Source organism: Microbacterium sp. Soil_C_42, from assembly GCF_057656735.1.
In genome coordinates, this window is sequence record NZ_JBDGJU010000013.1 from 18007 (window position 1) to 32326 (window position 14320).

Below are 14320 nucleotides of genomic sequence, written 5' to 3' on the forward strand. Positions count from 1 at the left end.
GGATGCGGTTCACCAGCCCTCGAGGCCGAGCTGCTGGGCCTGCTTCTTCACGTCCTCGTCGTACTGCGCGGCGCCGTCTTCGGCGCTGGTGATGCCGGAGCCGACGGCGACCGTGATGTTCTCGAGGTTCGGTCCCTTGATGGGCGAGAGGAACTCGAGCGCGGAGCCGGTCTTGCCGGAGTCGAAGTACGCCTGGATGTCGCCGACCAGGTCGGGCACGTCGTCGGGCAGGGTGCAGGCGCTGGTGACGTAGGGCCCGGCGATCGAGCCGCCCTCGTTCTGCACCTGGCAGCCCTCCTCGGAGTTCGCGAACGCCACGAACTTCTTGGCTGCCTCGAGCTTGTCGCCCTCGGTCGACTTCGCGATGTAGATCGCGTTCGGCTGCCACATCGTGATCGACGTGTCGGCGGCGTCCGCGGCCGGCAGCGCGAACACGCCGATGTCGTTGACGTTGTCGGGGTAGTCCTGCTGCACCGCCGAGATCGTCGCCGACAGCATCGGGTACTGCGCCCCGGCGCCGGTCGCCAGCGCGGCCATCGCCTGCGCGTTCGTCATCGACGGGAAGTCCTCGTTGAGCAGGCCCTTCTCGAAGACCTCTGCGCCGTGCGCGAACCCGGCAAGAGCCGGCTCCTCGACGTACTTCGCGTTCGGGTCGTTGGCGGTGTACTCCTCGGCCCAGTCGGGGTTGACCGCCGACACGTTCGCGAAGTCTCCGAGCACGAACAGCTGGCTGGTCCAGGTGTCACCGAACGACTGCAGGATCGGGGCGACGCCGCCGCCCTCGGCCTTGATCTTCTCGCTGTTCGCGATGAACTCGTCCCACGTCGTCGGGATCTCGAGGCCGAGCTGCTCGTAGACCTTCTTGTTGTACAGAACGGCGCCGGCGAACGAGGTGCCCCACGGGGCGCCGTACAGGCCGTTGTCGGTCGAGACGACTGCCTTGAAGTCGTCGGTGAGGTCGCTGACCCAGTCCTCATCGCTCAGGTTCACGAGCGTCTGGTCGGGGTTCAGTGCCTGCAGCAGCGAGCCCGAGTTGTAGTGGAAGACGTCGTTCATCGAGTCGGTCGAGAGCTTCGTCTTCATGAGGTTGTCGCCCTCGGTGCCGCCGGGCTGCGTCTCGAGCTTGACGGTGATGTCGGGGTTGGCCTTCTCGAAGGCTGCGATGAGCGCTTTCGCCTGGTTGGTGTTGGCGTCGTCGCTCTGGGTGAGATAGCTGATCTCGACCTTGCCGTCGTCGGAACCGCCACCGCCGCTGCACGCGGCCAGTGGCACGGCGAGTGCCACGATGCCCGCACTCGCGAGGAGCACTCTCCGGGTCGAAGAGCTCTTCATCTTTACCTCCTTGTAAAGCCGAGCGGATGATCCGCCCACGCTGCCGGAATCCCTGGTGCTGCATTGAGAGGATCGCTGCCCGGGTGGCATTGAAACCATTCAACCCTCGTAAGGTACGTCCGTTCGCGGGCGGGGTCAACAGGGGGATCCGAACTGATCCGTCACGATCGTATAACGGTCTACACTGCGATTGACAAGAGCCATGAATCGTTTCACGATTGTGGAGCGGGTCGGCGACGCGGCCGACCCCCGAAAGGACCCAGCCATGACGGCTCTTCCCTCTCCCACCGCAGTCGACGACGCCGTTCGGGTCGTCGGGCTTCGCTCCCAGCACGGCCCGGGGCTGCTCGGGGTGCCGCGCGCCGGACTGCGCCTGAGCTGGCGTGCCGAGAGCGACGACCCCGATGCCCGCCTCCTCGGCCATCAGCTGCGCGCGGGCGCCGAAGGCGCCGAGCCCACCGCGGCAGAGCCTGTCGCCGACTCCCGGACGGTCGGCATCGCCATCCCGGTCGAGCTCGCCCCCCGCGAGCGACGCGCCTTCTCGGTGCGCGTCGCGACGCCGCGCGGCTGGAGCGCGTGGAGCGAGGCTCTGGTCGTCGAAGCCGGCGTCGACGGACCGGGGCTCGAGGCCTCCGTCATCGGCGCCGATACCCCGCCCGACGGGCCCGTTCCGGTGCTGCGCACCGAGTTCGTCCTCGACGAGAAGCCGACGACGGCCCGGCTGCGGCTGAGCGCGCTCGGTCTCGTCGACGCCTGGATCAACGGCGAGCGCGCGACCGACGCCCTGCTCACCCCCGGCTGGACCTCCTACCAGGAGCGCGTCCTCGTCGACAGCCTGGACGTGACCCCGCTCCTGCGCCAGGGCGCGAACGTCGTCGTGCTCGCTGTCGCCGACGGGTGGTACCGCGGCAGCTTCGGGTTCGCGCGGCGCCAGGCGATCTACGGCGACCGCACCGGGGCGCTCGCGCAGCTGGAGGCCGACGGCGAGATCGTGGCGAAGACGGATGCCTCGTGGCAGACCGGACCCGGACCGCTCCGCAGCGCCAGCATCTACGACGGCACCGTGACCGACCTGCGCCTCGACGACCCCGCCGTGCACGAGCCCGGGTTCGCGGGCGACGGCTGGGTCGCAGCATCCGTCGTCGCCTTCGACGCGGAGCGATTCGAGCCCCGCTCGGCGCCGCCGGTGCGCGTGGTGGCGGAGCTGCCGATGGCGCCCACGCCGCACGACGGACGCACGCGCCTGGATGGCGGGCAGAACCTGTCGGGCTGGGTGCGCCTCGTGGTGCGCGGCCGCGCGGGCGATGTCGTCACGGTCCGCCACGCCGAGGTGCTCGAGCCGTCGGGCGACCTGCACGTCAAGGCGCTGCGGTCGGCGAAGGCCACCGACGTCTACACGCTCGACCGTGACGGCGAGCACACGCTGGAGCCCGCGTTCACGTTCCACGGCTTCCGCTACGCCGACGTCGAGGGTGCCGAGGTCGTCTCGGCGACGGCCGTCGCGATCTCGAGCGATCTCGCGCCGCGCAGCACCTTCGCATCGTCGCACCAGGCGCTCGACCGGTTCCACTCGAACGTCTTCTGGTCGCAGCGCGACAACTTCGTGTCGGTGCCCACCGACTGCCCGCAGCGCGACGAGCGGCTCGGCTGGACCGGCGACGCGCAGGCGTTCGCGGCGACGGCGAACACCCTCATGGACACCGAGTCGTTCTGGATGTCGTGGCTGCGCGATCTGGAGATCGACCAGACCGACTCCGGCGGCGTGCCCGCGGTCGTGCCCGACATCATCCGCCCCCAGGACATGCTCATGGGCGGCGTACCCACCGAGAACATGGGCAGGGCGGGATGGGCGGATGCCGCCACCATCGTGCCGCTCGCGGTCTACGAGTCCTACGGCTCGACGGAGGTGCTCGCGCGTCAGCGCAGCAGCATGCGGCGCTGGGTGGAGCACCTGCGCCGTCGCGCCGGCGACGGGGTCGTGCTGCCGGGCGGCGACTTCCAGTTCGGCGACTGGCTCGACCCCGACGCCCCCGGTGAGCGGCCCTGGGAGGCGAAGGTCTCGAGCGAGTTCGTGTCGAACGCGTTCTACTCGTGGTCGGCGCGCCTGCTCGCCCGGGCCGAGCGCATCCTCGGCGACGCCGACAGCGCCGACGAATACGAGGCCCTGGCCGAGCGCGTCGGAGCCGCGACGTTCGAACGCTGGGGCGAGGAGGCGATCCTCACCCAGAGCGGTGCGGCGATCGCCCTCGAGTTCGCCCTGGCGCCCGCCGAGCGCCGCACCGAGATCGCGGACGCGCTCGCCGAGAACGTGCGCCGCGAGAACGGCCGCATCGCGACCGGCTTCCTCGGCACGCCCCTCGTGCTCTTCGCGCTGTCGAACTCGGGCCATCTCGACGAGGCGTACCTCATGCTGCTGCGCCGCGAGGCGCCCTCCTGGCTCTACCAGGTCGACCGCGGCGCGACGACGGTGTGGGAGCGCTGGGACGCCATCCTCCCCGACGGCAGCATCCACTCCGGGGCCATGGACGCCCTGCCCACCGAGGACGCGTCCGAAGCCGAGACCGGCATGCTCTCGTTCAACCACTACGCGTACGGCGCGATGATCGACTGGGTCTACCGCACGGTCGCCGGACTCGCTCCGGATGCCGAAGACCCCGGCTACCGCACCGTGCATGTCGCGCCGCGCCCCGCGGTGGGGCTCGAGCATGCGTCGGCGTCGATCCAGACCCCGCAGGGGCGCCTCGCGATCGACTGGCACGTCGACGGCGACGTCTTCGAAGCCACACTCGAGGTGCCCTTCGGCTCGCGCGCCCTGCTCGACCTCCCGGTCACCGCGCGCTCGGCGACGACCGTCGACGGCGCTCCGGCCCCCACCGAGCTCGGCCACGGCACGCATCGCATCACGGTCACCGCGCCCGCCGTCGCGATGCCCGGCGCCGTCATCCTGGCCTGATCGCCGCATCCGTCAGCCCTGCACCCACCCCCAGACCCACACCCGAGGAGTGCCATGACCGGCCCCGTTCCCCACATCGTCATCGACGCGCCGTACCGCAGCGACGTCGTCGCCTCACCGGCCCCCGAGATCGGCTGGCGCACCGAGACCGACATCCCCGGCTGGCTGCAGGCCGGGGCCGAGGTCGAGGTCACCCGAGCAGGCGAGGTGTCGTCGCACCGTGTCGACGGACGTGCCTCCACGCGCGTCGCGTGGCCGTTCGCCCCGCTCGCCGCGCGCGAGGAGGCCTCGCTGCGCGTGCGGGTCACCGGCGTCGACGGCGCCCTCGGCGACTGGAGCGAGCCGCGGCGCGTCGTCGCCGGGTTCCTCGCCGAGGGGGAGTGGCAGGCCGTGACGATCGGCCTCGCCGCGCCCGCCGCGAACGCCCAGCCCGCGTATCTGCGGACGGAGTTCGACGTGACCGGCCCGGTGGCGCGCGCCACGCTCTACGCGACGGCACTGGGCGTGTACCAGGTGGCGATCGGCGGCGTCGACGTCGACGACCAGGTGATGAAGCCCGGCTGGACGCCGTATGCGCACCGCACGATCCACGAGACCACCGACGTCACCGCTCTCATCGCGGAGGGCCGCAACGCCATCGGCGTGCGCCTGGCCGGCGCGTGGGCGACGGAGAGCTTCGGGTTCCGCGAGAACGCGCGTCCCCTCTACGCCGACCAGCCGCGCTTCGCGTGTCAGCTGCTCATCGAGTACGCCGATGGGTCGAGCGAATGGATCGTCACGGATGCCTCGTGGCAGGCATCCACCGGACCCCTCACTGCGAGCGGGCTCTACGCGGGCGAGGACCACGACGCCCGGCTCGCCCTCGTCGACCGCGACGGCCGGGGCTTCGCCGAGGCGGGGTATGCGGCCGGCGGCTGGGCACCCGTCGCCGAGCTCGACGCGCTGCGCACGCCCGAGGCTCGCGTGTCGCCGTTCGTTCGCCGCGTCGAAGACCTCGCGGTGCGCGAGGTCATCACCACCCCGAGCGGCAGGACCGTCCTCGACTTCGGGCAGAACCTGGTCGGACGCCTCCGCATCCGGGTCTCGGGTCCCGCGGGCACCGTGGTCACACTGCGGCACGCCGAGGTGCTCGAGCACGGCGAGCTCGGCACGCGGCCGCTGCGCGCCGCCGCCGCGACCGACCACTACACGCTGTCCGGCCAGGGCGCCGAGGAGTGGGAGCCGGAGTTCACGTTCCACGGCTTCCGCTACGCCGAGATCGACGGCTGGCCGGGCGAGTTCGACCCCTCCGCCGTCACCGCGGTCGTCATCCACAGCGACATGGAGCGCACGGGCTGGTTCGAGGCATCCCATCCGCTCGTCAACCAGCTGCACGAGAACATCGTGTGGGGCCTGCGCGGCAACTTCCTGTACCTCCCGACCGACTGCCCGCAGCGCGATGAGCGTCTCGGCTGGACGGGCGACATCCAGGTGTTCGCGCCGACGGCGTCGTTCCTCTACGACGTGCGCGGCTTCCTCGACTCGTGGCTGCGCGACCTCGCGCTCGAGCAGGTCGACGGCGTGGTGCCGTTCGTCGTGCCGAACGCGCTCGGCGCCGCCCGTCCCGCCGCCGCGTGGGGCGATGCCGCCACGATCGTGCCGTGGGTGCTCCACGAGCGCTACGCCGACGTCGCCACCGTCGAGCGCCAGTACCCCAGCATGAAGGGCTGGGCGGACGTGCTCATCCGGCTGGCCGGCCCGCGCCGGCTGTGGGAGGGCATGTTCCAGTTCGGCGACTGGCTCGACCCCGACGCGCCGCCGCACCTGCCCGCGAACGCGAAGACCGATGCCGACATCGTGGCGTCGGCGTATCTCTTCCGTTCGGCGGACGCCGTCGCCCGCGCCGCCGCGCTCCTCGGCAAGGACGACGAGGCCCGGGAGTACGCGCAGATCGCGGAGGAGGTGCGCGCCGCGTTCCTCGCGGAGTACGTGACGCCCGCCGGGCGCATGATGTCGGACGCGCAGACCGCGTACGCGATGGCGATCGTCTTCGACATCGTCCCCGCCGACCAGCAGGAGGTGCTCGGCGCCCGGCTCGCCGAGCTGACACGCCTGTCGGGCTACCGCATCAGCACCGGCTTCGTCGGCACCCCGATCATCCAGGATGCCCTCACGCGCACCGGCAACCTCGAGACCGCGCGCCGCCTGCTGGTGCAGACGGAGAACCCGTCGTGGCTGTACCCGGTCACCATGGGGGCGACCACCATCTGGGAGCGGTGGGACTCGATGCTCCCCGACGGATCGATCAACCCGGGTGAGATGACGTCGTTCAACCACTACGCGCTCGGCGCGGTCGGCGACTGGCTGCATCGCGTCGTCGCGGGCCTCGCGCCCGACGCACCGGGATACGAGCGGATCCGCATCCAGCCGCGCCCGCTCGCCGAGTTCGACCACGCGTGGGCCGAGCACCTCACGCCGTACGGCACCGCGCGTGCGGGCTGGTCGCGCCAGGGCGGCGTCATCCGCGTCGAGGCCACGGTGCCGCCGAACACGACCGCCGTCGTCGTGCTGCCCGACGGGCGTGAGTTCGAGGTCGGCTCGGGAGCCCACGGCTGGGAGGTCGCCGACACCGCGCCGGCGGCCGCCGCCTCGCGGATCGGCCTGGACTCGACCCTCGCCGCCGTCATCGACGACCTCGAGGCCTACGAGGCCATCGGACAGGTGCTCGAGGCCTCGAGCCCCGAGGCCGCGCACGGCTTCCGCACGCACACGAAATGGTCGGGCGCCCGCGAACTCGGGGAGGCGCTGTTCATGCACGCCGGCCCCGAGACGCAGCAGGAGATCGCCGCGGCGCTCGCCGCGCTGTCGGCGCAGCGCGAGGGGGCGACGGCCGATGCGTGAGGCCGGACGGGGCGTGGGGGAGACCGCTTGCCCCGTGGCCTACACTCGCGGGAAGCGGATCTGAACACGGGGGTGTCATGGTGGTGAGCGTGCGCGATGTCGCGGCTGCGGCATCCGTTTCCGTCGGCACGGTCTCGAACGTGCTCAATCGTCCCGAGAAGGTGTCGCCCGCGACCGTCGAGCGGGTGACACAGGCGATCGAGGAGCTCGGCTTCGTGCGCAACGACGCCGCCCGGCAGCTCAGGGCCGGTCGCAGCCGCAGCATCGCCCTGATCGTGCTCGACGCGGGCAACCCGTTCTTCGCCGAGGTCGCCCGCGGGGCCGAGGACCGCGCCGCCGAGGCCGGGATGAGCGTGCTGCTCGGCAACAGCGACGAGCGCTCCGACCGCGAGGACGCCTACCTCGAGCTCTTCCGCGAGCAGCGGGTGAACGGCGTGCTCGTCACGCCTGTCGACGGCGACCTCGCCGGGCTCGCGCGGCTGCACGCCGGCGGGGTGCCCGTGGTGCTCGTCGACCACGAGGACTCCGAGCGGGCGTTCGGATCGGTCTCGGTCGACGACGTCGAGGGCGGCTACCTCGCGGTCTCGCACCTCCTGTCGACCGGGCGCCGGCGCATCGCCTTCATCGGGGGTCCTCGCACGATCCGCCAGGTGGCGGACCGTCTCGAGGGTGCGCGTCGCGCCGTCGCCGAGGTGGAGGGGGCGACCCTCGAAGTCGTCGAGATGTCGGCGCTGTCGGTGCTGCAGGGGCGCGAGGCGGGAGAGCTCCTCCGCGGACGCGCGGCGGCAGACCGGCCGGACGCCGTGTTCGCTGCGAACGACCTGCTCGCCGTCGGCGCGCTGCAGGCTTTCACGCTGATGTCGGACGTGCGGGTGCCGCGCGACATCGCGCTGATCGGCTACGACGACATCGACTTCGCGTCGGCGACCGTCGTGCCGCTGAGCTCGATCCGCCAGCCGGCCCACCTCATCGGGTACACCGCCGTCGACCTGCTCCTCAAGGACATCGAAGAGCCCGACGGCGACCACGCGCGCACCGTGCGCTTCCAGCCCGAGCTCGTCGTGCGGGAGTCCACGGCCGGCTGACCTCACGGGGCCGAGGCCGGCCGGGTGGCCTCCTCCAGCAGCTCGAGCACGTGGCGGTAGTCGGCTCCCGTCGCGCGCGTCATCCCCAGCTCGCACGTGCGGTTGCACGACGCGTGCGCATCGGCGCCCAGGGCCCGCACCTCGGCGGCCTCGGCGGCCGTGGCGGACGCGGTGAGCTCGGGATGCAGCATCCCGCGGTCTCCGGCGAAGCCGCAGCACGACCACGCGTCCGGCACGACCACCTCGGTGGCGACGGCCGCGGCCACGCGGCGCAGGGCGGGGTCCAGGCCGAGCTGCATCGACGAGCAGGTGGGGTGCAGCGCCAGCGAGCCGACGAGCGGCGCCACCTCGCCCAGTCGGGGGAGCAGCACGCGCTCGGCGAAGGCGACGGCGTCTTCGACGCGGGCGTCGACGCCGGCCTCGGCGAGCAGGTGGATCAGGCCCTCGGTGCAGCTCGAGGCATCCGTCACGATCGTGAGCGCGCCGCCGTGCGACGCGTCCGTGATCGACGCGGCCACCCGGCGGGCCATCACCTCACGCCCGCCCGCGTGGCCCTTCGAGGTCCAGGGTGTGCTGCAGCACAGCGCGTCGACGCCGTCCGGCACCGCGAGCCGGACGCCCGCGCGTTCGGCGAGCCGGCGGAACGCCTCGGTCACCCCGGCCCCGTCGCCCGCAGGCCCGAACATCGCGTTGACGCAGGCGGGGAGGAAGACCGCGACCGGCGCTTCGTCGCCCGCGCCGACGCCGGTACCGAGGCGTGAGCGCGCGCGTCCGCCGCGGGGGAGGTCGTCCGAGTAGCGCGGCACGGTGTCTGCGCCGAGCACGGCGCGGCCGAGGTCGGTGACGGCGCCGACAGCGCGGGCCGGAAGGCGGTCGGCCACCGTGAGGCCGAGGCTCGCGACCCGGGTCGCCCCCGCCCACGCGTGCGCGGCCCCCTTCCACGCCGCGTTCGCCACCGAGCCGGCATCCTCGCGGCGCAGGCGCTTCACGAGGGTGCCCGTGTTGATCAGCACGGGGCACGCGGTCTGGCACATGCCGTCGACGGCGCACGTGTCCACGCCCGCGTAGTCGTAGTCGCGTTCCAGCTCGCGCACGAGCGCGTGATCGCCGGATGCCTCGGCCCGGGCGATCGCGCGCCGCGTCACGATCCGCTGGCGCGGTGTGAGGGTGAGGTCGCGGCTCGGGCACACCGGCTCGCAGTAGCCGCACTCGACGCAGCGGTCGGCCTCCGGCTCGATCGGGTCGGCCAGCTTGATGTTGCGCAGATGCGCCTCGGGGTCGTCGTCGATGATGACGCCCGGGTTGAGGATCCCGGCCGGGTCGCACAGTCGCTTGAGGTCGCGCATGACGTCGTAGAGCTCGTCGCCGTACTGCCGGCGCACGTACGGCGCCATGACGCGGCCGGTGCCGTGCTCGGCTTTGAGGTTGCCGCCGGCGTCGAGCACGAGCTCGACCATGTCCTCGGTGAACGCACGGTAGCGGGCGAGCTGATCGGCCGACTCGAAGCGGTCCGTCAGCATGAAGTGGATGTTGCCGTCCTTCGCGTGCCCGAAGATGACGCTGTCGTCGTAGGCGTACCGCTCGAACAGCGCCTGCAGCGTCGCGCACGTCGGCGCGAGGCGGTCGACGGGCACGACGACATCCTCGAGCAGCGCCGTGGTGCCGCTCGGGCGTGCACCGGCGACCGAGGCGTACAGGCCCTTGCGCAGCTTCCACGCGGCGGCGCGCGCCACCGGATCGGACGAGAAGGATGCCGCGGCCTCGAGCGGCTGCCCCGCGAGGGTCTGCGCGCCCCGCGCGACGCGCTGAGCGAGCTCGTCGTCGTCGTGCGCGTGGAACTCGACGAGGAGCGCCGCCTGGTCGCGCACCGTGAGCCCCGTGATCTCGCGTGGGGCTCCGGCGAGCGACTGCCCGACCCGGAGCGACGTCGCATCCATGAGCTCGAGCGTCGCCGCACCCGTCGCGACGAGTTCGGGGAGGGCGCGGGTCGCGGCCGCGAGATCGGGGAAGACCGTGAGCGCCGTCGCCATGCGCGGCAGGATCGGCACCGTGCGGTAGGTCGCCTCCGCGACGAACGCCAGCGTCCCTTCGCTGCCGACCACGAGGTGCGCGAGCAGCTCTGCCGGAGTGTCGAAGTCGAGGAACGCGTTGACGGCGTACCCCATCGTGTTCTTCATCGCGAACTGCCGGCGGATGATCTCGACCGACTGCGGGTTCGACACCACCCGTTCGCGCACTCGCATCAGGCCGTCGACCAGATCAGGCTCGGCGGCGCGGAGTGCCGCGTCGGCATCGGGTGCGCCCGAGTCGACGACCGTGCCCGACGGCAGCACGAACACGAGCGACTCGAGCGTCTGGTACGTGTTCTCGGTGATGCCACACGCCATGCCGCTGGAGTTGTTGTTGACGACCCCGCCGATCGTGCAGGCGAGCTCGCTCGCCGGGTCGGGGCCGAGCCGGAAGCCGTGCCGCGCGAGCCGCGCATTGACCTGTCGCACCGTCGCGCCGGGCTGCACGCGCACGCGGCGCCCGCCGTCGAGCACGTCGATGCGGCGGAATCGCTGCCGCACATCGACGAGCAGCCCGTCGGTCGACGCCTGGCCCGAGAGGCTCGTGCCGCCCGAGCGGAACGTGAGGCTCGTCCCGCTGCGGCCGGCCTCGCGCATCACGCGGCCGACCTCGGCCGCGTCGGCGGCGACGAGCACCGCCTCGGGGGTGAGCAGGAAGTGGGAGGCGTCGCTCGCGTACGCGACGCGGTCGATGGCGCGGGTCTTGAGGCGCGATGCCTCGCCGACGGCGTGCGCGATTGCGTCCGCACCGCCGGCGGCGGGCGGGGTCGCGGGGGCGGCGCTTCTTGCCATGGGAACTCCTCGCTGAGCTAGACTGCAATCACATTCAAGAGAGAATGGATATGCAAGCTCCTATGGACATGCAGACTAGCGGATCGTCCACCGTGATCTCCACGGGCCCCGACCTCTCCCGCGATGGCGTCGAGCGGTACTGGGAGAGCACCGCTCCGGGAGCGGGACGACGGATGCCGCGGGCCGACGCCGTCAGCGATGCCGCGACGGTCGACCTCAACGGGGTGTGGCGCTTCCGGCTCTCGCCGACGGCGGCGGGCACGGGGGCGGCATGGATCGCCGACGACTTCGACGACGCGGGCTGGGACGCGATGCCGGTGCCGTCGCACTGGGTGCTCGAGGAGTTCACACCGCTTGCGGGGGGCCCGCCGCGCCGCATGCTCGGCACCGACGAGGGGCCGCTCTACACGAACACGGCCTACCCGATCCCGCTCGATCCGCCCCGCGTCTCGACGGAGAATCCGACGGGCGACTACCGGCTGGTCTTCGACGTCCCCGAGGGCTTCGGCCCGGCGGCGCTGCGCTTCGAGGGCGTCGACTCGTGCGCGAAGGTCTGGCTGAACGGCGAGGAGCTCGGCTGGTCGACCGGCAGCCGCCTGCCGTTCGAGTTCGACGCACGGGTGAGATCCGGGCGCAACGTGCTGTGCGTGCGCGTGCACCGCTGGTCGGCCGGCACGTACCTCGAGGACCAGGACATGTGGTGGCTCCCGGGCATCTTCCGCGACGTGCAGCTGCGTGCGCGTCCGGCCGGTGCGATCGACGACCACTTCGTGCACGCCGACTACGACGCCGCGACGGGCATCGGCACGCTGCGGGTGGATGCCTCGACCCGGGCCGTCGTCGAGATCCCCGAGCTCGGCATCCGTGTCGCGGCCGGCGAGACCGTGACGGCTCCCGTCGAGCCGTGGAGCGCGGAGCGGCCGCGTCTGTACCGCGGAACCCTGCGCTCGAGCGGCGAGACGGTCGAGCTCGCGGTCGGGTTCCGGCACGTGGAGGTCGTCGGCGGCGTGTTCACGGTGAACGGGCGGCCGGTGACGTTCCGAGGCGTCAACCGGCACGAGCACCACCCCGACACCGGTCGCACGCTCGATCGCGAAACGATGATCCACGACATCGTGCTCATGAAGCGCGCGAACATCGACGCCGTGCGCACCAGCCACTACCCGCCGCATCCGGAGTTCCTTCGCCTGTGCGACGAGTACGGGCTGTGGGTGATCGTCGAGGTCGACCTCGAGACGCACGGGTTCATCTACGAGGGATGGGCGCACAATCCGCCCGCGCTGCCCGAGTGGCGCGACGCGGTCATGGACCGCCTCGCGCGAACGGTCGAGCCGCACAAGAACCACCCGAGCATCGTCGTCTGGTCGCTCGCCAACGAGAGCATGACCGGCGACGGCTTCGCCGAGATGCGCCGCCGGCTCGACGAACGCGATCCGTCGCGCGCCGTGCTCTACGAGCGCGATCCGAGCTACCGCGACTCCGACTTCTACTCGCTCATGTATCCGTCGCTCGAGCTGCTCGACCAGATCGGCCGGCGCGAGGAGCCCCGCGGGGGGCGGCTGAGCATGCACGGCATGGTGTTCACCGACTCGGGCGGGGTCGCGCCGCTGCCGGAGGGTGTCACCGAGGCCGACGAGGAGCGCCGGCGCGCCCTCCCCTTCCTCCTCGTCGAGTACGCCCACGCGCAGGGCAACGGCCCCGGATCCCTGCAGGACTACTGGCGCATCATCCGCGCCCACGACCGCCTCTGCGGCGCGTTCGTGTGGGAATGGATCGACCACGGCTGGAACGCCGTGACCGACGACGGGGTGCCGTTCGTCATGCACGGCGACGACGTCGACTTCGAGCCGCGCGGCGGCCGGTTCAGCCTCCACGGGCTGGTGTTCAGCGACCGCACGCCGACTCCCGGCCTCATCGAACTGGCGAAGGGGCACGAGACCATCGGGATCACGGTGGAGGGCGGCGCCGTGCGCGTCGAGAACGACCGGCACACCGCCGACACTGCGGACGTGGCGTTCCGCTGGTCGGTCGAGGCCGACGGCGAGGTCGCCGCGAGCGGCTCGCTGACGGTTCCCGTCCTCGCGCCGGGGGAGTCCGTGGCGGTCTCGATTCCGGATGCTGCCGCCACCGCTCTCGCGTCGGGCGCGGGCGACATCGTGCTCACGGTCGAGGCGGCGCTCGCCGCGGACGAGCTGTGGGCGCCGGCCGGGCACGTCGTGGCGTGGGGGCAGCGGGTGCTCGAACCCGCGCCCGCGGACGCAGGAACCGAGGCCGGGATGCCGCAGACCGATCGAGACACCGCGCGTGCCGCGGTTTCTCCGCAGCTTCGTGATGTCTCGCGCACTGCCGGCGAGATCCGGCTCGGATCGGCCACGTTCGATGCGACGACGGGCCGCCTGCGGCGGCTCGGCGATCTCGAGCTCGACGGCCCGGTGCTCGACCTGTATCGCGCCCCGACCGAGAACGATCACGGCCAGGGCGAGACCAACAACATCGCCGGCGTCTGGCGAAAGACGATGCTGCACCGGCTGCTGCATCGTGTCGACGAGATCGACGCGCGCGACGGAAGGCTCCGGGTGAGCGGGCGCACGGCGCCGCGCACGCACCCGCACGGCGTCGCCTGGACGATGACGTGGACCGCCGACGGCGACGGGCTCGTGCTCGAGGTCGACGCCGACTTCGTCGGGCCGTGGACGGACACCCCGTACATGCGTCGCGACATCCTCGTCCCGCGGCTCGGTCTGCTGTTCGGCCTTCCCGGTGCCGCCGAGCGGGTGACGTGGTTCGGCCGGGGCCCGGGCGAGACCTACGTCGACTCGTTCGAGGCCTCACGCGTCGGGCGCTACGGCCGGTCGATCGACGACCTCCAGGTGCCGTACCCGGTGCCGCAGGAGAACGGCAACCACGTCGAGACGCGATGGCTCGAGGTCGCCGGCGCGGGCATCCCCTCCCTGCGGGTCGAGGGCCGGCCGGAGTTCGACTTCACCGCCCGCCGCTGGACCTCGCACGACCTCGATCGCGCCGTCAAGCCGCACGACCTCGTCGACTCGGGTCGGGTGTGGCTCAACATCGATCACGCGCAGCAGGGTGTGGGCTCAGCATCCGTCGGTCCTGCTCTTCCGGAGAAGTACCGGATCCCGCGTCAGCCCACGACGTGGAGCGTGCGGCTCGAGGCAGGCTGAAATCCTCCGCCCGCGCACGCACCGCGT

The 14320-nt window shown here is 72.0% G+C and carries 6 protein-coding genes; 4 read left to right on the top strand and 2 right to left on the bottom strand.

Annotated elements, in window-relative coordinates; genetic code table 11:
- Positions 1–9: 9 nt before the first annotated feature.
- Positions 10–1332, bottom strand: a complete 1323-nt coding sequence (locus AC3A46_RS09965) for an ABC transporter substrate-binding protein (protein WP_487665041.1) — start codon at positions 1330–1332, stop codon at positions 10–12.
- Positions 1333–1597: 265 nt separating this feature from the next.
- Here AC3A46_RS09965 and AC3A46_RS09970 point away from each other — a divergent pair, with 265 nt between their 5' ends.
- The 3 genes from AC3A46_RS09970 to AC3A46_RS09980 all read left to right on the top strand — a co-directional run bounded on the left by AC3A46_RS09970 (position 1598) and on the right by AC3A46_RS09980 (position 8250).
- Complete coding sequence (locus tag AC3A46_RS09970) at positions 1598–4285, top strand: family 78 glycoside hydrolase catalytic domain (RefSeq protein WP_487665042.1); 2688 nt, start codon at positions 1598–1600, stop codon at positions 4283–4285.
- Between the two features lie 54 nt (positions 4286–4339).
- Entirely contained in the window at positions 4340–7165 is a 2826-nt protein-coding gene (locus AC3A46_RS09975) for an alpha-L-rhamnosidase (protein WP_487665043.1), read from the top strand.
- Positions 7166–7242: 77 nt separating this feature from the next.
- On the top strand, positions 7243–8250 hold the full coding sequence (locus tag AC3A46_RS09980; protein WP_487665044.1) for a LacI family DNA-binding transcriptional regulator: 1008 nt from the start codon (positions 7243–7245) through the stop codon (positions 8248–8250).
- Between the two features lie 2 nt (positions 8251–8252).
- Here AC3A46_RS09980 and AC3A46_RS09985 read toward each other — a convergent pair whose 3' ends face one another.
- Complete coding sequence (locus AC3A46_RS09985) at positions 8253–11111, bottom strand: FAD-binding and (Fe-S)-binding domain-containing protein (RefSeq protein ID WP_487665045.1); 2859 nt, start codon at positions 11109–11111, stop codon at positions 8253–8255.
- A 62-nt stretch (positions 11112–11173) separates the two neighbouring features.
- On the opposite strand from AC3A46_RS09985, the gene AC3A46_RS09990 reads away from it, so the two are divergent.
- Positions 11174–14293, top strand: coding sequence for a glycoside hydrolase family 2 TIM barrel-domain containing protein (locus AC3A46_RS09990; RefSeq protein WP_487665046.1), 3120 nt, complete (start codon positions 11174–11176; stop codon positions 14291–14293).
- The last annotated feature ends 27 nt before the right edge of the window (positions 14294–14320 follow it).

Bases quoted from the DNA above. Each gene is read 5' to 3' on its own strand.
- AC3A46_RS09970 (WP_487665042.1), top strand. From the start codon at position 1,598: ATGACGGCTCTTCCCTCTCCCACCGCAGTCGACGACGCCGTTCGGGTC.
- AC3A46_RS09975 (WP_487665043.1), top strand. From the start codon at position 4,340: ATGACCGGCCCCGTTCCCCACATCGTCATCGACGCGCCGTACCGCAGC.
- AC3A46_RS09980 (WP_487665044.1), top strand. From the start codon at position 7,243: ATGGTGGTGAGCGTGCGCGATGTCGCGGCTGCGGCATCCGTTTCCGTC.
- AC3A46_RS09985 (WP_487665045.1), bottom strand. From the start codon at position 11,111: ATGGCAAGAAGCGCCGCCCCCGCGACCCCGCCCGCCGCCGGCGGTGCG.
- AC3A46_RS09965 (WP_487665041.1), bottom strand. From the start codon at position 1,332: ATGAAGAGCTCTTCGACCCGGAGAGTGCTCCTCGCGAGTGCGGGCATC.
- AC3A46_RS09990 (WP_487665046.1), top strand. From the start codon at position 11,174: ATGGACATGCAGACTAGCGGATCGTCCACCGTGATCTCCACGGGCCCC.